Annotated in this window: 14 protein-coding genes and 1 pseudogene; 11 read left to right on the forward strand and 4 right to left on the reverse strand. The window is 64.5% G+C overall.

Annotated elements, in window-relative coordinates; all coding sequences use genetic code 11:
* Positions 1 to 27 precede the first annotated feature (27 nt).
* The 3 genes from BLV39_RS39145 (at position 28) to BLV39_RS45240 (ending at position 2168) form a co-directional block, all read left to right on the forward strand.
* Positions 28 to 807, forward strand: coding sequence for a class I SAM-dependent methyltransferase (locus BLV39_RS39145; protein ID WP_176985315.1), 780 nt, complete (start codon positions 28 to 30; stop codon positions 805 to 807).
* Positions 808 to 1051: 244 nt separating this feature from the next.
* Positions 1052 to 1561, forward strand: a complete 510-nt coding sequence (locus BLV39_RS39150; RefSeq protein WP_143050096.1) for a hypothetical protein — start codon at positions 1052 to 1054, stop codon at positions 1559 to 1561.
* A gap of 361 nt (positions 1562 to 1922) precedes the next feature.
* Entirely contained in the window at positions 1923 to 2168 is a 246-nt protein-coding gene (locus tag BLV39_RS45240) for a CYTH domain-containing protein (protein WP_373315434.1), read from the forward strand.
* Here the strand turns inward: BLV39_RS45240 and BLV39_RS39160 are convergent.
* Positions 2150 to 2491, reverse strand: a pseudogene (locus tag BLV39_RS39160) (nucleoside/nucleotide kinase family protein); the annotation flags it as partial. The gene BLV39_RS45240 and the pseudogene BLV39_RS39160 sit on opposite strands and share 19 nt — an antisense overlap.
* Before the next feature lie 177 nt (positions 2492 to 2668).
* On the opposite strand from BLV39_RS39160, the gene BLV39_RS39165 reads away from it, so the two are divergent.
* Together BLV39_RS39165 and BLV39_RS39170 are read left to right on the forward strand one after the other, a co-directional pair.
* Positions 2669 to 3091, forward strand: a complete 423-nt coding sequence (locus BLV39_RS39165) for a hypothetical protein (RefSeq protein ID WP_090803884.1) — start codon at positions 2669 to 2671, stop codon at positions 3089 to 3091.
* A 167-nt stretch (positions 3092 to 3258) separates the two neighbouring features.
* On the forward strand, positions 3259 to 4593 hold the full coding sequence (locus BLV39_RS39170) for a hypothetical protein (protein WP_143050097.1): 1335 nt from the start codon (positions 3259 to 3261) through the stop codon (positions 4591 to 4593).
* 463 nt (positions 4594 to 5056) lie between these two features.
* Here the strand turns inward: BLV39_RS39170 and BLV39_RS39175 are convergent, their stop codons facing one another.
* Together BLV39_RS39175 and BLV39_RS39180 are read right to left on the reverse strand one after the other, a co-directional pair.
* On the reverse strand, positions 5057 to 5731 hold the full coding sequence (locus tag BLV39_RS39175; RefSeq protein ID WP_090803889.1) for a DUF998 domain-containing protein: 675 nt from the start codon (positions 5729 to 5731) through the stop codon (positions 5057 to 5059).
* Positions 5732 to 6167: 436 nt separating this feature from the next.
* Positions 6168 to 12107: an RHS repeat domain-containing protein gene (locus tag BLV39_RS39180; RefSeq protein ID WP_239084046.1), complete on the reverse strand. Its 5940-nt coding sequence runs from the start codon at positions 12105 to 12107 to the stop codon at positions 6168 to 6170.
* Between the two features lie 660 nt (positions 12108 to 12767).
* Between BLV39_RS39180 and BLV39_RS39185 the strand changes: the two genes are divergently transcribed.
* From BLV39_RS39185 to BLV39_RS44605, 5 genes are all read left to right on the forward strand, one after another.
* Positions 12768 to 17621 (forward strand): LamG domain-containing protein, encoded by a 4854-nt coding sequence (locus BLV39_RS39185; protein ID WP_090803893.1) that lies wholly within the window; start codon positions 12768 to 12770, stop codon positions 17619 to 17621.
* A 98-nt stretch (positions 17622 to 17719) separates the two neighbouring features.
* Positions 17720 to 17974, forward strand: coding sequence for a hypothetical protein (locus BLV39_RS39190; RefSeq protein WP_090803895.1), 255 nt, complete (start codon positions 17720 to 17722; stop codon positions 17972 to 17974).
* A 182-nt stretch (positions 17975 to 18156) separates the two neighbouring features.
* On the forward strand, positions 18157 to 18624 hold the full coding sequence (locus BLV39_RS45020; protein WP_143050110.1) for an ATP-binding cassette domain-containing protein: 468 nt from the start codon (positions 18157 to 18159) through the stop codon (positions 18622 to 18624).
* A 30-nt stretch (positions 18625 to 18654) separates the two neighbouring features.
* Entirely contained in the window at positions 18655 to 18987 is a 333-nt protein-coding gene (locus tag BLV39_RS39200; RefSeq protein ID WP_090803901.1) for a PadR family transcriptional regulator, read from the forward strand.
* Positions 18988 to 19004: 17 nt separating this feature from the next.
* On the forward strand, positions 19005 to 19967 hold the full coding sequence (locus BLV39_RS44605) for a hypothetical protein (RefSeq protein WP_239084047.1): 963 nt from the start codon (positions 19005 to 19007) through the stop codon (positions 19965 to 19967).
* Between the two features lie 906 nt (positions 19968 to 20873).
* Here BLV39_RS44605 and BLV39_RS39210 read toward each other — a convergent pair.
* Entirely contained in the window at positions 20874 to 21356 is a 483-nt protein-coding gene (locus tag BLV39_RS39210) for a GyrI-like domain-containing protein (protein ID WP_090803907.1), read from the reverse strand.
* An 86-nt stretch (positions 21357 to 21442) separates the two neighbouring features.
* Here BLV39_RS39210 and BLV39_RS39215 point away from each other — a divergent pair, with 86 nt between their 5' ends.
* Positions 21443 to 22132, forward strand: a complete 690-nt coding sequence (locus tag BLV39_RS39215) for a TetR/AcrR family transcriptional regulator (protein ID WP_090803909.1) — start codon at positions 21443 to 21445, stop codon at positions 22130 to 22132.
* Positions 22133 to 22414: the final 282 nt, after the last annotated feature.

Here is a 22414-nt window from a genome sequence, read left to right on the forward strand (position 1 = left end):
CTCCCCGGAACAACGAGGATGCCTGCGGTGACCGGCGCCGATCGCGCAGTCGAGCAGTACTACACGGCGCTCGCCGCGACCTACTGGCGCCGTCCGCCGTACGCGCCACGTGCTGTGGACCGCATCGTCCAGGCTTCCGGCCGGCGTCCCCCGGTTCTGGTCGCGGACGTCGGCGCGGGTACCGGCCATCTCACCTTCGACCTGCTCACCCGAGGCTGTTTGGTTCACGCCGTCGAACCGAACGACGCGATGCGGGCCGTCGGGATGGCTCGCATCGGGCCGAGCGACAGCGTCACCTGGTCTGCCGGCACCGGGGAGAGGACCGGTCTGACCTCCGGGCACTACGATCTCGTGACGTACGGGTCGTCGCTCGACGACACCGACCGGCCGCGGGCAATTCGAGAAGCCGCCCGCATCCTCAAGCCCGACGGTTGGCTTGCGTGTGCCTGGAACCGGCGGGTGCTAAACGACCCGTTGCAGGCAGAGGTCGAAGCGTTGATCCGGTCCCGGGCCCCGGAGTATGGGCACCGGCGGCGGAGCCGGGACCACGCCCGGATCATCGGGGAAAGTGGTTTCTTCCATCCGCCGAGAAGGCTGCAGGAGCGGCTGTGGCATACGGTCGCCATCTGCGACTGGATCACGGCGTGGCGTTCACATGTTCCGTTGCAACGGCGGGCTGGCGCCGCCTTCGACGCCATTGTGGATGAGATCGAGCGGCTAGTGCGTGACCGCGTGTCGGGCGACGAGCTCGCCGTGCCGTACGCGACCGTGGGATGGCTGGCGCCGGTGCGCGACCTGGCCCGCTAAATGCGGACGCGGCAATCCCCACGTAACACTTACTGCGCGCTGCCGCACAACAGTGGTCCAGCCGCCGCAGCGCTGGCGGTGACGTGGCCCCAAGGCCTGCGGCGGGCGCGGCATGTTTCCGCCATTTCGACGGCCCCGAATCTGACCCATGTGGTAATGAACGGCCAGGCGTTGAAACAGGACCTCACGTGCCAGTCTCCGAAATCAGGTTGCGCATGTGCGAACGCCGAATGATGATCTCTGAGTGGGAATCGACCTGGAGCTGGCCGACGTCGCCGCAGCTCGGAATCAGTTCTTTTCTTGCCGGAAATCCGGGCGGAGCTGTGCTCATGACCCGGAGTGTGAGGAGCATTTCCACCATCTCCTCAGCCGCGGACCCTCGGAGTTCCCGTACCGCCGGTTTTGGGATATCAACGAGAACATGCAGCTGACCGGGATGGGCTACGAGGCCGACCCTGAACATTGGGCGATCCCGGTCGGCGATCCTGACGATGAGCAGGCGCAACAGGACCGGCAGGCGGCCGACCTCAACTGGCGGTCACAGACGGTACCGGGAAAGACTGGCATTCCCGCGTTCAAGCTCCGGTCGAACGATCGATGGCTGGTGACCACGCGCGAGATCGATGAGGCACTGTCGGCGTACGCAAGAGTGCCACCAGAGCAAAGAGCTTCCCTGGAATCCGATCCGAAGTGGGTCAGTTGGCTGCAGTGGCTCGCCCTCGCCCGAGAACACGGTGGTTTCGAGGCTGAGTGACGGGCCTGCGCTCTGCGCCGACGATGTCGCTTATCCACCGCTGAAACCACCCGCCGGACCGGAGAGCACGCGCCCGCTCATCGGCAGATGAGCGCGTCGGGGCTGCGGATCACCCACGGGAACCCGAGTAGTCGCACGCGTGTCCTAATCGCGTGCCGGCTGTGCGAAGACGAGGAAGGTCCCACAGCGTCCTATTGCCCGGCGAGCAAGGCGGTGGTCACACCTGACGCCTTGGCACGGTATGGGCGCGGCCGCGGCGCGCTCGCGTTGGAGTGAACGGCGCCCCAGTTCAACGGTCGTCAGCATCGTGTGGATCAATTCCGAGCATCGAAAGCAACCCGGCGACGGGGACGACGTAGCGATGGGGTTCCGTCCCACGGTGCGCATAGTGAAGACGCGCCGGACCGCGCAACGCAATGGTTTAGTGGTTTGCCTTGACCGGGTCAGGGGTCTGGGCACGTTCCTGGAGGTTGAGCGGATGGTCGGATCTGGGGATGAGACGGCGGTGGTTCAAGGTGAGCTAGCGTCCTTCGTGGAGTCGCTCGGTGTCGAAGCCCGTCGAACGCCCGAGACCTACGATGCGCTGATTCATGCCGCCGCCGGGTGACGTGGCAGCTTCAGGTAGTGGTGGATGATTTTGTCCGCGACTTGGTGGGCCGGCTTTAGGCCTGCTTCGATGAGGGCTACGGGAAATCTGCGCGCACTGAGTGCTTCCGCCACCTCGAGGTAGCGCTCACGTTCGCTTGCTCCAGCCGCCGTCTCGCCGTGGTGGTATCGGCTGTAAGTGCCTCGTGCTTGGGCACGCTGCCGTGATCGTTCGGGATCACCGATGACGATAACGGTGAGGTCGGGCGTGAGCACCCGCTGGTTCATATGCCAGATCATTTCCTCTGGTATGCCGTCGCTGGTTTGCAGGACAAGGCTCGATGGAAGGTAGCGGTCTCACACGACGGTTGTTCCATACGCGAGTCTCGGCTGGATTACCCGCGTCAGGTGGTCGTAGCCGTCGGCGGATCCTGGGCCGCGAGCGCCCCCGCAAGCGCTGTCCTGTGGCGAGCTCATGATTTTCGGTGACATGTGTGAGATTGGCGCCGTTACGTTCGGCGGATGCGAATCAGGGCGGTCTTCACCGTGCTCCTTGTGGCGGCGATTCTTGTCATCGCGTTCACGTTGCCGGGTCGGGTCGAACATTGCGATGAGCGCGGACAGGTCCTCGCTGGCCTGTCGATCTTGCGTCAAGCACCCGAGGGACTGGTGTTCTCTGACGCGTACGTCGGCTGCTACCGCATGGTTGCCTACGCGGGTGGACGGCTGAACGGCGTGGCGGCGAAGGACGCGGTGGTCGCCTATTACCGGCGGGCATTGGAGCATGACGGATGGCGCATCGCGGTGGATGCGCCATCGCCGAGTGTCGCCATCCTCTGGGCCCGCAAGGAGATTCTTGGTGTCACCGCTTACCTGCGCCTCTCCGAGACGACCGCGAGCACCTACGACATGCACATCACGGACGGATTTCATGGCAGGTCATGAGGTGCTTGCCGGCACCGCCGTCCAGTGCGGGATGCGGGTAATCCGGCGCGTCGGGGTTGGCGACGGCGGCGGCGAGCAACCGTCGGCGCCGCGGTGTCGGCAGCGCGGTCCGGCTTCATGATCGCGGGCACACCGGCCTGCGGCGCGGCCACGGCATACTGACCGCCGTGGATGATGAGTGGCGGCTTGGCGAGACCGGGTTCGGGGCGGATTGGTCGCATGAGATGGTCTTCGCCGACGAGGTCGCCTGGAAGCGCGAGGACCTCGTGACCGGGATGGTCGAGTTCCTCCGGACACTGCCGGGCGTGACCGCGGTGGAGCACGTCGACCGGGAGGCCGTTGTGATCTCGGCTGCGGCCGTGCCGACCGGGCGGCTGTCCGCGGCGGTGCGGCGCCGGTGGGAGGAGGCCAAGCAGGAGCGGCCGCCGTGGATGGCCGCGATGGACCGGGCTGCCCGGACGGTGGAGGGGCTCACCGGTTTCCAGCGGGACGGCTGGCAGCTGACCCGTGTCGTCGACAGCCAGTTGAGCCACGTCATTAACCTCGACCACTGGAACGGCCGGGAACCGGGCGAGCATTTGATCGTGGTCGAGGCGTATGTCCGGCTGGAGCTGCCGGACGTCCACCCCCACAGCGTCCTGCGGTACAGCGGTGACCTCGACGACGCCGTGCTGCTCGGTGAGGTGATTACCGGTCGGCTGCGGCCCGCCCTCGAACCGTTGACGTCGGTGGACGCGATGCTGGAGCGGTGGCACGGCCACGAGTCGATCGAGGAGGCCGGGCGGTACCGGCTTCCCGAGATCCGGCTGCACGCTCGGGTCCTGGTATCGCGTGGCCGGCTCGCCGAGGCCCGTGACCTGTACCAGATCGACTTCGAGCGGACCCAGCCGTCGCACCGGCCGTACTTGCTGCAACGCCTCGCCGAGCTCGGCGTGCCGGCGCTGACCACGGGAAGCGACCCGCAGCTTAGCGTCACCGAGGAGGCGACCCTGACCGCGTGGCACACGAGCACCTTGCCGCTCACCGACCGGTTGCGCGACCTCACCGGCATGCGCCTGGACGGGGCACGCAAGTCACTCGACGAGCTCTGGGCGTGGCTGCGAGATTCGCGGGACCGTCTCCAGCGGGAGTTCGCCGAGGTGGCGCCGACGCTCGCGATGTCGTACTACGGCGTGCTCGCCGGCGGCACCGACGCCGGCCACGCGCCGCGCGATCCGTGGTACCGGGTCACAGCGGAGCTTCTCACCGCGTACGTCGGTGAGGTAGTGATCGCCCAGGCGCCGGGGACGGTGTGGGGTATCGGCGTAAACGGCGAACTGGCGTTGATCCGCCGTAGCGGGACCGGACTGCTGTGGCGGGTGCTGGCCATCGTCCATGGCGCTTTCGGCGCGCCGATCGAGGAGTTCGATCCGCACCAGCTACGCCGGCTCTCCGACGACATGCTCCGGTGGGTGAACGCGGACCCGACGAGCCAGGTCTGGATCACCCGTACCAGCGCTTAGAACGGGCAGAGCCCGGCCGATTCGTGCGGAACGGCCACGGCTCCGCGTGGTGCGCAATCAGACGAAGTCGAAGCGATCGAGTCCCATGACCTTCGTGCCCCACGCACGCACATCGGCTTGCGCCAGTCGACACGTCGACGCCAAGCCGCGGCCCGACAACCGGGCCTGCGTCACAGTCCAACTACGCCAAACCGGACCTGTGCGAACCAACCCAAGCGCGGCCTGGTCAGGCACTTTACCGCGTTCGCAAGCCGCGTCTGGGTACGCGTTTCAGGGTGGACCCAATGTGGCACAATCTTAACCGCATTACAGCAGATCAGGGCCAGTCTGCGACCATTGCGCCTCTCCGGTTCCGACGCTTGTAACCGATAAATTGACGCTCGCAACAAATCCTCTATCAGGTCCAGTTGGCATCGGTCAGATCCGACGGGTAAACCGACGCAATCGCGCCACGAGACGTGTTTCACCGATCAAATCGGCCACTGTCCCGAGCCGTGCGCAGTAGGAGCACCCCAATGCCTCCAAGCCAGAAGAGAAAAGTGAACACGGCGATGCGCTCCATGCCGCCCTTACCAATACCGAGCCATGGTCCGGCGAAATGCAAATACGATGCGATGAAGGCGGCGGCTCCGAGAGCGCGAGAGGTCCATCGCGCTTTCCACATAGCCGAATCGCGGCGCACGAATCCACTGGCCAGCAACCCAATATTCGCAATCGGCATGACAAGCAGAGCAGCCAGCAGGTGCATGCCGAGATTTACATCCGCCGGGAAGACTCCCACCAACACGTAACCGACAGCGGCCAGCAGAACACAGCTGCGGGCAAGGGTTGCTCGTCTGCCTCGGCCCCACGCGCTGCGCGCCAGCACCGCACCTGCTCCGACTAGACACCCGAGCACTATCATGCCGATATTGAATATGAGGTGCATGGGAGAGCAAATTTCGCGTCCGTCAAAGAAGCCACAGCCGACATTACCAAGGTCGCTGATATTATTGCTCGCCCAGCTATAATCGACGGGCCACGCAGTCTCAGGAAGGAGGTTTATCATTAGCAATACCGGCGGCACCATGGCAAGGGAAATCGCACCGACATAAACGGGGTTGAGTTTCCCGGAAACAATTGTCTGGGTGTTGATCATCGAGGCTCCGTTGTTGTTTAGAGGTATCAGGACCTTCTCATGGTCATTCGGCTATGCACCAGCACTCTGGCAATACCATCCAGGTAGTCCTAGCCCTACCTGCGGGCGGATAGAGAAACCGTCGACGTACACGTTGCCGTACGTCGTGCTGGGCGCAGATTCCCAGGTTGCGCCGGCCGAGAGGTCGAGCGGTCGCGTTCATGTCCACGCTTGGCGTCGGAAACCAATTTTGGCTTAGCGGCCGATGAACCTGGCGCCGCGCGCCGACGGGCATGGCACGTAGCTGTGGCCGAAATCGTCGACGCCACGGAGTTCCTACTACGCACTGCCATGGCTCACAGCGCGCCGGTCGCAGCCGGCTGGTATGCCGGCTGCGACCGATGCGCGTGACCGTCCTTAGCCGCTTGAGGGGAAGGCGGGACGCGATTCCCTTCGGCTATCCTCCGAATTCCTCAGCTTGTAGGCCGATGAAGACGTAGGGGTTGACACCTTTCGGGCCGATAAGGACTATCCAGTCGCCCGCGCTAAAGCCAAGAAATTGGCGTCCTCCCCCTAGTCCCGCTTCCCATTCGGCGGTGGGTTTCAGCTTGCCGCCACCGGAGAACCATAATTGCTTGGTGCCACCAAACTTGGCGATATGGGCGGCACTGGAAAGGCCCGCAGTGCCAACCGTCAAAGCAAGGTCCAACTGAATATCAGCCTTGTTCGCCTCCCAGCCACCCTCGTCTGCGATTGTTTGCTGGGTGCGCACCCCGAAAGCGGCGGCTTGGAACACCGTGCACAATGCCCAACCAACCCCAGGAATTAGGCATCCCGCGGTAGCAGCTATGGTGGCGATCATGCCGCGATGTTCCGCCGTGAAGGCCCTTACCTGTTTTTCAGTTTCACTAGTCCGGGGCTGACATGGGACACCGAAAGCGGTAGCACAACCTTCCGAATTCTTCTTGTTGCGCTTTTCGTTATCCTTCTTTTCCTTTTCTTTGTTGTTGTAGGCGTCCATCGCTGCTTGACATTTGAGGTCGCAATACCCGTCGTTAACCTCCTTATTGTGGCGTCCGCTGGGGTCGGAGAAGGTGTTCGGGTTGTTGTTGCCGTAGGAGTAGCCGTTGAGACTCTGCGGCTCATCCGCATGGAACTCAGGATCCGCACTGATGAATCGGCCGGTGTTTGGGTCGTAGTTTCGGGCGCCGATGTTGGTGAGGCCGGTGTTGGTGTTGGCGGGTTTGTTGAGGAATTGCCGGTTGTCGATCCACGGTGTGGTGGTGCCTCGTGGTGCTCCGTAGAGAGTGAATTGGCGCCAGGTGGGGTTTTGTGCGGTGTTGTCCAGTGCGAGGTTGGAGGTTCCGTGGGGGTCGGTGAAGGTGAATTTGTAGTTGGTGCCGGTTCCGCTGCGTGCGGCGATGCCGCCCCCTGGTAGGGGGTAGTAGCGGACGGCGGTGGTGGTTTTGGTGGTGGTGTTGAGAGTGACTTGTTGTCCGGGTAGGTAGAGGGTTGTCGCGCCGGGGTCCTTTTGGAGTAGGAGGTTGCCGTCGGCGTCGTAGATGAAGTCGCTGGCGCCGGTGTTGCTGGTGGTGCGGGTGAGTCGTCCGGCGTCGTCCCAGGTGAGGGTCTGGTTGCCCTGGCTTGCGTTGCGGTTGGTCATGTTCCCGGCGGTGTCGTAGCGGTAGGTGCTGGTGCCGCCGGTGGTGTCGGTGGTTGAGGTCAGGGTGTGGGGTTGGCTGGCGCTGTTGCCGTTGTAGGTGTAGGTGGTGGTGTTGTCGGCGCCGGTGCTGGTGGTTTTGTGTTGGATTTGTTTGGTGCGGTTTCCGAGGTCGTCGAGGGTCCAGGTGGTCCAGTAGGCGCTGGCTGGTCCGAGGTTGTCGCCGACCATGCTGTTGTTGGCGGGGGTGGGGCTGGTCGCGCAGTTGTCGGTGGCTGTCCATGCTTCGGTGAGGCGTACGAGGGTGTCGTAGGTGAAGCACTGGGTTTCGGAGGTCGCTGCTGTGCCGTTTCGGGTGGAGACCTGTCGGGTGATGTTGCCGACCTGGTCGCGGGTGTAGTCCTGCTGGTCATAGGTGGTGGTGCCGCGGAAGATGTGGCGGCTTTTGAGTCGGCCAGTGTGGTCGTCGTATCCGTACCTGACGTCGGTGAAGTTCGGGGAGGCGCCGACGCTTTGCTGGTACGTGCGTCCCCATGCGTCGTAGGTGGTGCCCGCCGAGTAGCCGGCGGAACCGCCGAGTGTGTCGGGTAGGTCGAGGACTCCGGTGTATCTGTGGTTGACGGTCTCTTGCGGTAGTCCCCACTTGAGTGGGTATTTGTCCTCTTGGAGGAGGCCGATGTTGGGTGTGTAGGTATGGGCGCGGGTGTAGGTCGTAGCGAGCGCGCTGTCCTCGGCCGATGGGATGGTCACGGTTGTTCCCAGCGGGTTGCCGAAGACGTCGAAGCCTTTCTCCTGCACGGTGTAGGGCGCGCCGTTCCAGTAAGCGGTGGAACTGGTCCGGCGGCCGTACGGGTTGGTCACTCCGGCGACGTTCTCCGAGTTGTCATACACCCATTTGGCGAGCCGGTTCGCGGTCGTCTGAGCGTTGACGGCAGCCGCGTACTGGCCTGTTTTGCGGTTGAGGGCGTCGTAGGTGTAGGAGATCTTCTTGTTGCGGGAATCGGTGGCCTCGACCGGGTTGCCGTTGCCGTCGTAGGTGATGGCGGTGGTCGTGCCGGCGTCGGGGTCGGTCTTGCTGGTGGCCTGGCCGAGTAGGTTGTAGGTGGTCGTCCAGGAGGCCTGGCTCGGGTCGGTGACGGTGCTGCGCTGTCCGTGCCCGTCGTATCCGTAGGTCGTCGGGATCTTGGTTCCGCCAGTGATGGTGAAGATGCCGGTGAAGGTGTTACCGGGCAGGTTCACGGCCGGCAAGGCCGTGTACTGCTCGACCTTCATGGTGCGGCCGAGTGGGTCGGTGGTCGTGGTCTGCGGCGCGCCGCCGAATGGGGGCAGGATGGTGGTGCGGTCTCCGTTATGGATGGTCCGTGTCGTGGATTGGGTCACGCCGTTGTGGACGCGGGCGTCGTAGACGACCCGGCCCAGTCCGTCGTAGGTGTAGGAGGTCTGGTTCGGGACCTGCCGGCCGAGGTTCTCCGCACCGACCAGGGTGGTGTTCGGCAGGGTGGCCGAGTCCCACCAGCCGTTGTATGTCGCTCGGGTCCAGCCTCGGGAGTCGTAGAAGGTGTCGGTGACCATCCGCCCGGACTGGGGGGTCATCGACTGGGTCTGACGCCTGCGCAGCAGGGCGTCATAAATAGCCGTGGTGGTCTGGTAGCCGCGTGCCTCGTTCATCTTCTGGGTCGTCACGGACGTGACCGCGGTGTTGGAGACCGTGTAGGTGAAGGTGTAGTTCGCGGGTGTGCTGGTCGGTCGGGACGCGATCCAGGTTTTCGTGACCCTGCCCAGGGTGTCGTACTGCCGGGTGGTCGTCACACCGTTGGCGTCGGTTTCGGTGAGCACGGCGCCGGTGCGCGGGTCCAGGGTCGTCGAGCTCGGCGGGGTCAGCGGGCGGGTGACGGACACTGCCGTCGTGAGCCCGGCACTGTCCATCGTGTAGCGGGTGGCGGTTTTGTTCCCGTTGCCGTCGTGGGCGTCGGCTACCCGCCCGTAGTTGTCGTAGGTGGACCGGGCGGTGGTCTGGAAGGTGTAGGCCCCGCTGACGTAGTCGAGGGCCTTGCGGGTCATGGTGACATCACCCTTGGTCGGCGCCGCCGTCTGCGGGAAGGTCGTGGAGAAGCCGGCGTCGTCGTAGAAGGTCCGCTCGGCGGAGATCACCTGGGCGGGCCGGTTCGGCGCCGGCGCGGTCAGGGTGTTGAACCCGTTCGGGACGGACGCGGGCGTGCCCTGGGTGAAGCCGCCGCATTTGACGCTGACCTTCTCGACCTCAGCGACCAGCCCGACCAGGTTCTTCGTGACGTTGGCCGGTGCGTAGGTGTTCGTCACACACTGGTCGTACTTCGGGTCGGCGGGGACGGTGTGGGTGTAGGCGCGCTGCATCAGCCCGAACGTCGGGCTGGTGACGGACGCGTCGTAGGTGTGGTCGGTCTCGGTGACCCGCCACGTGGTCGTGCCCGTGCCCGTCAGCGCCTGCCGGGTGAACGTTTCCGCCGGTGCGACCCAGCGAGCGGTCAACGCCACCAGCCCGACGCGGTCGCGGGTCGCGGTCGACGCCGACACCCAGTACGACGTGATCGTGGAATGGTCGACTGGGCCGCCGTCGCCGAGATACGACGTGGACTCCAGCTCCCGCCCGGCCAGCTCGTTGAGGTCCTCGTGCGCCCCGCCTTGCGAGTCCACCACGTTCGCCACCGTGGTGTTGTTGTTCTTGGACATTCCTCGGTAGTAGGTGGTCTCCGACAGCGTCTGCGGGTCGTTGGTGCCATCACCGGTCAACGTCTGGACCTTGCCGTAACCGCGGAACTGGCCGTAGCTGCGGTGTTTGGCCTTGACCACCTCGTTGTCGTCGAAGTGCCATGCCGCTCCACCGACGTACCGGTAGTTGGTCACCACTGCGGGGGCGCCACCGGTCGGGTCGGTCGCGGTGACCTTGGCGACCGTGTACTTGTGGAACCACTGGATGATCGGATCGTCGTAGCCGGTCGGTGTCCACCGCACCGGATAACACGACTTCGTGTTCGTCGACGGGGTCACGCTCACCGGTGCCGTGCACGGGTCTGGCCGGCTATAGGAAACCTCGACCGTCGACCCGGTCTCGGTGGTGATCTTCGCGATCCGGTTCTTGTCGAACGCCGGCAAACCGTCGGACGCGGCGTCGACCCGGTTCGGCAGCTTCACCGGGTCGAACCGCACCGGCGGCAACGCGATCACCCCACCGGAACCGCTCTCACACAACGCCACCGTGGCCACACCGGCACATCCGGTGCGCCGTACCGACGACAGCCACAGCGTCGGCGCCGTCCCGTCACCAGAGGCCGGGATCGAGTGCGTCAATGCGTACAGGTCCACGGGCACGTACGCCGACGCGGCGACCGAATACTGCTTCGTCAAGACCGAGGTCAGACGCACGGTCGAGAAGAACGACGGACTCCACGCCTCACACGCCGCCCCGGAACCGCACACCAGGTCGAAGGGCACATCCGGCCAGTTCGCCTTGTTCGCACCGGTCAACGGCTGACAGGTCCCCACCAGGCACCGGTCACCCACCCTGAACTCGACCCTGTTCGGCACCGTCCCGTACGCGCCGCCATCGGCGAACCCGTAGTCAACCCGCTCGAGGTAACTGTCGCGAACGTACGGCACATCGTCGGCGCCCTTGTTCTGCCCGTAATAGTTGACGTTCTGCTTGTAGTAGTACGCCATGGCGTTGCCACGCACATCCTTGACATAGTCAAGGCTCCACCGGTAAGCCATCGTGCACACCGAGCTCGAAAACCCGGCACTGCTGTAGCACGGATCCCCCGAATGCGCCGAGAACACCGGCACCGAATCAACCGAGTTCGTCGCCGGCTTACCCGTCGACCAACCCGGCAACCGGTTACGACCAAATGAGAACTCCGTCCCGGCCCGGTCCGTCACGGTCCAATAATCGGTGTCCCGTGTTCCCGAACCGTTGTTAGAACCCGTGACACGCTTGATCACCGCGCCCGACTCGTTCTGGGCCTTCCACACCGACTTAGCCGAATCCCACACCAATGACGTCGACGATCCATTCAACGACAACGTCAAGACCGGCCCGCTATAGCAAAGGTCATAGGTGGACACCGGCGACGGTGAACCTCCCGGACTGTCCGAACACGACGAGAACGTCTGTTCGATATACGACCGCGGACTCGACCAACCCTCACCGACCCACGATGCCTGCGCCTGCGTCGAGGCAGTCCGCCCGTCCACACCGCTGGAATCGTAGAAAAGGTCAGCATCCGGAACCAGCGACGACGACGCCGGCGGCACAGCCACAGGATACGAATGAGTGAACGCCCCCGAGCTCCCACCACCGGCCCACGATCCCGACGGACTCAGCTCAGTAGCGGCATACGTACCACCACTACTACCGCCGCTACCCGGATCAGCCTGCGTCGCGAGCACCACCGCCTCGCCACTGGCCAATCCCGAAAGCGTCACCTGCGCCGACACGCTCCCAGCCGCCACATCGTTGACCGACACCAACGGCGTCACATCGCGGCAGGCGGCGACATCAGGAGTGGTCACGGCACAAGCGGGCAACCGCACCAACCGCAGGCGAGAACCGTAGTTGCCGCCATACGCATCGGCGAACCCGCGGTAGTCCACACCGACGCGAGCCGCCCCGACACCACTGGTCCCCGCCGCAACCGTCAGCAGGACACCCTTAACACCCGCCGCGGCAGTGGCCGCCCGGTCAAGCGTCCGCACCTTCACCACAGACGAACCCCCGGAGGCGCCACCCGAAAGCGACTGGGCCTGAACCCACACCCCAGTGGCCTTCCCGAAAGCCTTACCCCCCGGCTTCCCCCCAGCCAACGGGGCAGCCACCGTCAACGACTCCGCAGCCACCGCCGGCCACGACACCGCCTTCGGAACAAAATTGCTCGGCCCGGCACTAGAGCTACGCTGCGGGAAACGACTCGCAAGCGCATGAACACCCTTCACTGCCGGGCCGCTGGGTGCCGTGGATGCCGGCGCTATTCGAGAAGAACCCCACCGATGCATCGCATTCGCAGGCGTACTCGAAGCCACCAACGTAGCGACGACACCCACCGCCACTAAAGCTGAACATTGTCGGCGTCGCACGACACCCCATTGTCTGAACATCAACATCCCCAAACTTCGCGGCGGCGAGTCGACTCCATCGCCGCACTGAACTGGTTGAACTGTGCAGATCTGGAAGACGTTCGCATGATCAACCACGCGATGATCATCGTTGGATAACAAGCCGCTCATAAATGCCACGTCCGGACCGCCCGATCGGGCACGAAACAGACTTCGTATGACTCACGTCATAGCCGAACGCGCCAATCAAAATGGTTAGCTACGCGCCATCTCCTGATGTGCGGGCACCCCCAACTGTGGAAGGTGGCTTGAATGCGTTCGCTGTTACACCAATTGACCTTGTTCACGGCGATATCCACCGGATTGGCGACGGTCGGCTTCTCGACGGCCGCAGTGGCTGACGTCGCAGCACCTCCATCACCATCGATTCGGGCCGCGGTGGCAGGTGGGCTGACCGACGATGAGGCAATCGCGCAGGCCAGGCGCACGGGCAAGGCCGTGGAGGTGACCGGGCGCACGTCGCCTACGGACCGGGTCGTAGCCAACGCCAACGGGTCGCTCACCCAGACGAGGCATGCTGTTCCGGTCCGCAAGCGCGTCAACGGAACATGGAAAGACCTCGACGCCACCCTGCGCATGAATACGGATGGCGCTGTCGCCCCGTTTGCCACCAGTAGCGATTTGATCCTGTCCGGTGGTGGCGCCGGTCCGCTCGCCACGATGCGTACGGCTGGCCGGTCGCTGGCGTTCGCGCTGCCAGTCACGCTGCCGAAGCCTGTGCTGTCGGGGTCGACCGCCACCTACGAAGGGGTCCTACCCGGTGTGGACCTGTGGGTAGCAGCCGATCGGCAGGGCGGCTTCTCGCATGTGCTGATCGTCCACAGTGCGGCCGCCGCGGCTCACCCGGCGGTGAGGACCCTGACGCTGACGACCTCTGGCAACGGCATGAAAGTCTCGGCCGACGCCGCGGCAAACCTTGTCGCCAAAGACAGTTTGGGTCACGCGGTGTTCGCCGCATCCGCACCCGTCACGTGGGATTCCAAGGTTGCGTCGTCCCGTGATCCCGTGGCTGATGAGGCCGGCAACCCACAACCGTCAAGCGCCGCTGGGCCTGGGCGCGCTGCGAAGAAGGCACCTGTCGCAGTGAAGCTCACAAGCAACTCGATTGCCCTTGCACCGCCAACGTCCATGCTCGCCGGTCCCGACACGGTTTATCCGCTCTACATCGACTCGTCGTGGACGCCCGTCATGCCCACTGCTGGCGCCGCGCGCGGCGGCTACGCCAGCGTCGCCGAACAGCTGCCCTCATCGAACAAGTGGATGGGGACCGCAGACCCGAACCCCGACAACATGCAGGTAGGCGACAGTGGGACTTGGCGTGGCCGCACCATGATCAACTTCGGTATCGACACGACGAAGTTGACGGGAGCGGCCATCACCGAGGCGCACATTGACCTCACGGACGTTTATTCCTATTCGTGCACCCCGTCCAAGACCCGGGTGTTCGCTCCATCTACGACACTGAGTAGGACCAACGCGACATGGGACTACTGGAGCGGCGTCGCGCTGGGCGGCGAGATCTCAAACCGAGCGGCTTTCGCCTACGGTTACAGCTCCGCCTGCCCTGCCCGCGCCGTCGCGTTTCCGGTGCTCGCAAGCGTAAAGGCGGCCGTCGCCGCTGGTAAGAAGACCCAAACGTTTGTGTTCACCGGTGATACCAACGAGACCACGGATCGCAACAGCTACAAAGAGTTCTCCATCGCCAGCGCCGCGATGACAATCACCTACAACCACACGCCGACGCCACCAACAAATCTGACCACCAGCCCCGCCACACCCTGCACGGGAACTGTTGGCGCCGTGGGCGATGGCAACGTGATGTTGTACGCCCCCGTCTCCGATCCGGATGGTGGGACCCTCGGGGTCCGTTACAACGTTTGGCGGAGCGACACCCCTGGAAACCTGATCGCCTCGTCCGATCCCGCATCGTTTTCTCTCGGCTCGGGCGGCACGGCGGTCCTGGTCGTTGGCCAGCCAATCCTCAAAGCTCAGGCTCGTGGGGCAGTCACTGAGTTTTCGTGGAAAGTGCAGGTATGGGACGGATTTGCCACTAGTGGATGGTCCGATACCTGCAAGTTCAACTTCGATCCCAATCGGTCTGGCGCGCCAGGCGTAACCCCGCCGGCCGACGGCACGACCCACATCGGCGAGCCCGTCACTATTGCGGTGAGCAAGCCCATGGGCTCGTCAAGCCTTCCGGCTCGATACCTCTACCAACTCAACGCCGGCCCGCATGCCAGCGTACCTGCCGATAGCAGCGGTAATGGTTCCATCACGATCACGCCGACCCGACGCACCAACACGCTGACCGTCAGCAGCGTGTCCGCCGGTGGCAACATCGGTGTCGACGCTGCCACGGTCACCTTCACCACGGCCCCATTCGCCACCTTCGCCGCCGACGCCGACCTGACCGGCGACAACTTCGCCGATCTCGTTACCGTCGGCAACACCAAGGATCTACCGTCCGGCGTGTGGCTTGCGCCTGGCAAGAACACCGCGCAAGTCACGACCAGCGCCGGCAATATCGGGATCAACGGTAACGGCGTCGTCGGTGACAACCGTCCGGCCAACTTCGACGGAGCTCAGGTCGTCACCGGCATTTTCACCGGTGAAGGCCCGCAGGACGTCCTTGTCTATTACCCCACCGACACCGCAACGGCCGGGAAGGGCAGCGGCGTGGTCATTACCGGCAACGGGGACGGATCGGCGTTGCAAGCGCAACTCAGCGGCACTGGCCACACCATCCCGGCCAATGAACTGCTCGAGCGTGACGAGCTGGACGAACGTATCCCCAACACCGAGCCGATTCAGGTCGCCAACGCTGGTGACAGCATCGGCAACGACGACAACTCCGCCGACCTCATCGCGATTGGCGGCCTGAGTGGCAACTACCACCTGAACTATTACTTCTATGCAAGCGTCCAAAACCTGCAAGGCGTCTTCCCGATCACCGCGAAGACACCTGCCGGTGACATGAACTGGAATCAGTGGCGAATCGCCACGGCCCAGACCCCAAGCGGGGTCACGAGCACAACCAGCATGTTCCTATGGCATCGCACCACTGGAGCACTCCACCTGTGGCGTGACCTCGACATGAGCACCGGCGACCTGAGGTTCAAGTCCTATCGGCTCGCTGCGGCCGGCTGGAACACCAACGCTGACGTAACACTGCAAGCTGCCGACGTCAACAGCGACTCCCTACCCGACTTGTGGGCCGTGGGCGCTGGCCAGACTGTCACCGCGCATGTGACCAGCAACCTTGTGCCCGGCAGCGGCGGTAGCAACGGTTCTGGCACGATCAGCGCACAGGCACCACAGAAGCTGACCAGTGCCCAACACAACTGGAATCTCAACGACATCGGAAGCGCTTCCTCCGGCGACACCATCACCACCGCCGCCGATAACGCGCCGACCGGCACCATTGCGCTCCCACTATCTGGCAGCAGCGGTGCGAAGTGGAAGACCGGTGACCTGTTCAGCCCGACCGCAGAGCTCGACGGCGTCAACGGCGTCCTCCACACCGCCGGCCCGGCAGTGCGAACCAATGCCGACTTCTCTGTCTCGGCGTGGGTCAAACCGTCGGTAGCAGCAGGAACCGTCCTGTCCCAGGACGGCGGTAACACCTCTGGGTTCAAGCTGTGGATCGACAGTGCCACCCGCTCGTGGCGCTTCGCGCTGTCTCGCTCGGACAGCGCCAGTGCTACCTGGGACACCGCAGCGGCACCCGACGACAGTGTCCAGGTTGGGGTATGGACCCACCTGACCGCGACATACCGACAGAACGGTGGCACTCTCACCCTCTACGTCAACGGCGCCCATATGAAAGCCGCCACGCACACCGCCACCTGGAACGCCGCCGGCGAGTTCCGAATCGGTGACCAACGCCTCTCGGGCGCCGGTAATGGCGCCTATCTCATGGGCCAGGTTGCCGGTGTGCAGACGTGGAATCAGGTGATTGACCCGGCACAGGCCCAATCACCGGCGAGCTACTACCAGCGCATCGCTCCGACTCGATTCCTCAACACGATGAACGGCGACGGAGGATCTACCGGACCCATTGCCAGCGGAAGCACGGTCCCGCTGAAGATCGCTGGCACAGCCACGATACCCACGGCCAACGTAACAGCGGTCGCGGTGAATATCACCGTCGTCTCACCCACGACCAGCGGTTACCTGACTGCCTACCCCAGCCTGACCATTCGGCCAGGAACGAGCAACGTGAACTACAAGGGCGGGATCACCATCGCCAACTACGCCATCGTCCCAGTCGGCGCCGATGGTTACATCAACTTGTACCTAGCCACCGGCAGCGCACACCTTCTCGTCGACGTCTCCGGCTATTTCACCGCCGATGCCGCCGCCGCGGGTAACGCCACCTATGCCGCGGTCAACCCCGCCCGCGTTGTCGATAGCCGTTCGGGCCTTGGCCTCGGCTCGGCTGGCAAGATCCCGGCCGGCGCCACCCGAGACATCACCGTGACCGGAGGCCCGGCGAACATACCTGCCGGAGCAACCGCGATCGCCGTCAACGTGACCGCCACAGGCACCACCGCAGGTGGTTACTTCGTCACCTGGGAGCAAGGCAAACCACGGCCAGCCACCTCTGGCGTCCAGTACCGTGCTGGTGGACTCACACATAGCACAATGGACATCGTCCCGGTCAACACCAGCAACGGAAAGATCTCCCTCTATACCCTACGTGAGGCCCACGCGATCATCGATGTCATGGGCTACTTCACGAACGGCACCGATGGGCAGAAATATCACACGCTCAATGCTGCCCGCCTCATCGACACACGCTACGGCAGTTCACCGATGACAGCCACTGAGACCAGGCATGTCGCACCAGGCAACACCGTCATTGCCGATGATCCGACGCTCGTCCTTGGGCTGACGGTGACCGAGCCGACGACCGCGGGCTTTATAACTACCCACCCGAGCGGCATCAGTCGCCCGGGGACGCCCAACGTCAACTTCAGCGCCGGAGAAACCCTGGCTGGCACTGCGTTGGTCAACACCGGAGCGGGCGGCGGCATCGCCACTTACAACAACTCAGGCACGACTCACCTTTTGATCGACTGCACCGGCTACTTCTCCAACAACTAATGGGTATCGCCCGCTAAGACCTCGCCGGACGCCAACGGGGGCGTCCGGCGAGCAGCGGTGTCCGTCGAGGGCAAACGCCGTCGCCTCGTAGGGATCGGATGAAGCAGGCTCGTCTCGTCGGCCTCGGCGGAACATTGGCCATCCTGGGTCCCGCGTTCGCTGTGATCGCGTATGTGGCCGCGCTGCCGAGTCTGATCAGCGAGTTACGCCTGGCCGGGCGCCGCATGAACTTGCTCGAGGTTTTGAGCCAGCCTGAACGGCGACGAGCGTTCTACGGCGAGCTCATGTCCGACCCGCGGGCCGTCAAGGAGACCAGGCTGTTCGGCTCCGGGGCTACCTGCTCGGCGGGATGACCCATGAGTACCGTGATTTCGCGGCCTGGGAACGGGCCATGGAATACCGGGACTGGCGGTCCACGGCGCGCTGCTGGCCCCGTCGATCGGCCTCATCGCGCTCGCCGTCCTGATGTGCATCAACGGCGCGCGCGACCGGACTGCTTACGGCCGGCGATGTGTCGGTGGTGCTGGCCGGTCTCATGGCGGTCCAAGCGGTGCGGATTACCGCGACCTCGATCTGGAGTCACTGCAGCGCCGCATCGGAACCGTGTTCCAGGACTTCATGGAGTACGACCTCAGTGCAGCTGACAACACCGCCGTCGCTGACACCGTGTAGGACCTGCCGCGGGTCAGGGCCGCTGCCAACGCGGCGGGCGTCGATTGCTCTTCCTCGACATGCCGTCGGGGTACTCGACGATCATCACCAGGAGGTTCATGCAATGTCCACCGAGGTGCAGTCGGTCGGCGACGCCACCCTACTCTCCGGTGGACAGTGGCAACGGGTGGCCATCGCCAGGGCCAGCCTGTGGACCGACTCCGACCTGCTGATCCTCGACGAACCAAGCGCGGCGCTGGATCCAGAGACGGAGGCAGCGATCCGCGAAAGACTCGCCGACATCAGGCATGAGAGAACATCGATTCTCAAGATCTGGATTAGTGCATCTTGACCCTTTGTAGAGTTTCTATATAGTGCTGTCATGCGGATGACGATTCCGGTGGCACGGGTGCTGGCCGCGTTGCTGAGCGAGCCCGATGTCGATCGGTACGGCCTCGACCTGATGAGAATGACCGATCTGGCCAGCGGCACGCTCTACCCGGTGCTGCACCGGCTTCAAGCGGCCGGCTGGCTCGCGGCCGATTGGGAGTCGGTTGATCCGGCTTCAGTGGGCCGGCCTGCGAGGCGGTACTACCGACTGACTGCGGAGGGAGTCACCGCGGCGCGACGCGCGCTCGCGGAACTGCGAAGCTTGGCTCCCGACAGTGGCCGTGTGCTTGGCGGTGCTGATCCGGCCGGGGCGCCGGCATGGTGACCCGCGGGATTGCGCGGATGCTGATCAGGGTCGCGGAGCACCGCTGGCCGGTGGAGCTGCGTTCTGGCCTCCGCCGGGAGTGGGAAGCGGAGTTGCACGTGCTCGGCGAAGGTGGGCGGCGGGCAGCGATGCTTCGCTTCGCCGCCAGCCTTGCCGCGAGGCGTTCGGGTGTAGCGGGCGACCGGGCACCGTTCGGGAGTCATTTGCTCAGGTCTGCCCTGCCTTTGCTGGTCGCCCCGCTGGTCTGTATCGGAGTCATAGTCGCCGGTCTGAATGCGATGGGTGCGCTGGTCGACTGGGTGCTCGTGCCGTACGGCGGCGCCTGGGCGTTCGATCTGCAATTGCCGATCCTCACCATGCTCGTGGCCGCCTCGGCGGTGGGGCTGGCGGTCATCGCGGATCGGCTCGCCCGAGGCGTCCGAACCAATGGTTGGCGCGCCGTCGTCGGAATCACGGCTCCAATCCCTCTCGCCGTCGCGATCGACGCGTACGCCACCGGACTAGACCGACAGGAACTCGATTCGCTGGCCCTCGATGTCCCCGCGCTGGCGCTATGGATATCCGGACTGATGCTGGTGCTCCGTGGTGCGTCAGTCATGGCCAGTCGCGGCCGAGTCCGCGCAGCGTGGTTGCTAGGCGCGGCCGGCGCTCTCGTCATCGCCGACCTTGCAATCGTGCTCGCCGTGTTCAGCCACGGCCTCGTCGGGGCAGAGACCGTCATCAACGGGATACCGCAGGGCGATGGCCTAGATCCGATCTCTGCGCCACTGTGGCTATTCGTCTCCTACACCGGCTCAGCGTTAGGACTGCCCCGACCTACAGATGGAGAGATCTTCATCATCACCGACGATGTCTTCATGCAGCCGCTGCTTTTCCTGGCTTGCACCCCATACGCGTTGGCCTGGGCCATCCGCGTCGTACAGTCCCCTTCGCCAGCGCGCCCCCTCGCGGCGCCCACGCTCGCAACGACCATTGACTAATCTGAGAATGAGGAGGGCGGTCAGGTCCAGCTGAAAGTACGCCGGGCTTTTTCGTCGAGTAGGCGTGCCACGGGTTACACGGCGGGCCATCCCGGCGATCGCGGCCCAGCGGATAATGGCTTCGGAGACCTCTGGGTGGCGTTCGTAGTCGAGGGCCGGCCGCCGGTGCGCGGTCAGCCAGGCGAGGGTCCGCTCGACGGCCCAGCGGCGTGGATCGACGGCGAACCCACTCTGCGCGGCGGGTTTCGCGCAATCTCGATAGTGGCCACGGTGTCGCAAGTCCAGTCAACGAGCCGGCCAACAATCCGGAGTCGGCGAACAGGTGCCGCATCGACGTCGCCGCGAGGCTCGCGGCGACCGAGAGCGCGCTTTGCGCCATTGCGGTCCTGCCACGACACGGCCAGGACCCAGACCGTGACAAGTGGGCCGAGGGTGTCGGTGGCGATGAATCGCTTACGACCGTTGAGCTTCTCCAGGCGTTGTAGACACGCGTCTCTAAGCCGACGGTGTCGGCCCGCTTCACCGGCTGGGAGTCGATGACGCCCACAGGCGGTTCCGACCCTCGACCATGGGCGGCTCCGGCCCTAATCCGCAACGTCACCAGCAGCCGCTCGGTCACGCCGGACTGTTCCCACCTGGTGTATTTGGGGTCGGGCCCATGGCCTGCTCGGGGACCGCGGTCGGCGGGCGTTCCCCTGAGGCGAACCCTCGCCGTTCGGGTTGGGACGGTCGTTGGGCAGGGTGTCGCTGTGGCCCGCGGCCACCGCACGATCGCCGAATGGTTCACGAACCATCGCGGATCATGCGGTGGCCGCTCTCGTGCCCCACGCCAGGCACTGACTCGAAGGCAGAACAACGATGCGGTGTTCATCACGAGCTAGCGGTGCCGGCGCAGTCCGTTCTCGGTTACTTCGTCTCCAGCGGTTGCACGAGGTCGGTGCGCCACTCAGTCGGTGCGGGCCAGGCGGCCGGATCGGGCGCAACGGTGAGGTCAATCCAGTGGTAGACCTCCCAAGCAGGACCGGCTGCTTCCCGGCCGGCGTCGTTGACACCCGACCGCAGCCGCTCGTACGCCTCGCCGAGTCCTTCGTGCGATCCGAAGTGGACAATAAATGCGACCGAACCCCCGGGTAGTTCGCCTCCGCTGACCTGCCCCGCCCCCTCGGTCGCGGTGCTGACCGGGACGCCTACCTCGACATCGGCCTTGGTGTCGTTGAAGGTGTGGTAACGAACGTAGGGCGGCCCGGCGGGTACGGCCGCCTGGCTGCTAAGGAACGCGTGCAGGGCGCCGAGTGCGTGCCCTTGGGCACTCATGAGGTCGCTCGTTGGCACGGTGGTCCGGACGTAGATCGTGGGCTGCGCCGCCCAGGACTCGATGGTGGGGGACATGGGACCTCCTACTGTCGGTTAACTGAACTGGACTGTACAGATCAGTTGAAGTGAACTCAAGCGTTCAGTTGTGCTAGCCTCTCGGCGTGAACCCAGCTGTCCATGTCCCGACTGGTCAGCGTGCTGACCGCAAGCGACGTGCCATCGTGGCCGCAGCGCGCGCTGCCTTCCTCCGAGAGGGTTACAACGTCGGCATGGAGGCAATCGCCCGCTCCGCCGGTGTGTCGAAGGTGACTATTTACAACCACTTCGGCAACAAGGAGGCGCTGTTCATCGCGGTCGTGGGAGACGCGCTGGATGAGGCGCTCGATAGCACGCTTGCCGCGGTTGAGGCAGGGCTGTCAAGCACGGGCGATGTGCGGGTGGCATTGCTCAACGCCGTGCGTGCCTGCGTGGAGGGCGTCACTCAGCCGGCCGTTCTGGAGCTGCTGTACGTGGTCGCCGCCGAGATGCGCATCTTCCCGGAACTCGTACAGGCTTGGCGGGAGCGTGGCCCCGGTCGGTTTTACCCCACGATGGAGAGCGCGCTTCGGAAGCTCGTTGCGAACCGGGCACTGGAAATCCCTGACGTCGAGGTCGCGGTGCTGCAGCTGTACGCGCTGACGCTCTATCCGCACCTCGTTGCTGGTCTTTATGGCGACAAGCTGCGCCCAGCGCTTGGTGAACGGCTATCAGTCCAAGGCGTCGACCTGTTCCTGGCGTACTACACACCCAGGGGCGAAGACTCAAAAACCAGGCCCGGCCCGCGAAGCAGCAATACAGCGCAGCCGGCCTAGAGGAAGGGGGGCCTCTCTAGGCCGGCGGCTACCCTGTATCCGGTGCACCCGGGCAATCAAAGGCTAGGCCGCGACTCCAACAGGGTGGTCACGGGTTGGCCATCGCCGCAGGCTGGGCGCGAGAACTGAACAGCCCGGCGCCTTTGCTCCGCCCGCCTCGAACACAAGGTTGTCGGCGAGGACCCATAGCGTCGACGGCGGTGGGACGAAAAAGGTGGCCACACCTCGCGTGTGGCTACCTGACCCGCACTCCGCCACCGTCACGTCTGCTCGCCGAGCGGG

Origin of the sequence: Asanoa ishikariensis (genome assembly GCF_900107455.1) — a bacterium.
Taxonomy (GTDB): domain Bacteria; phylum Actinomycetota; class Actinomycetes; order Mycobacteriales; family Micromonosporaceae; genus Asanoa; species Asanoa ishikariensis.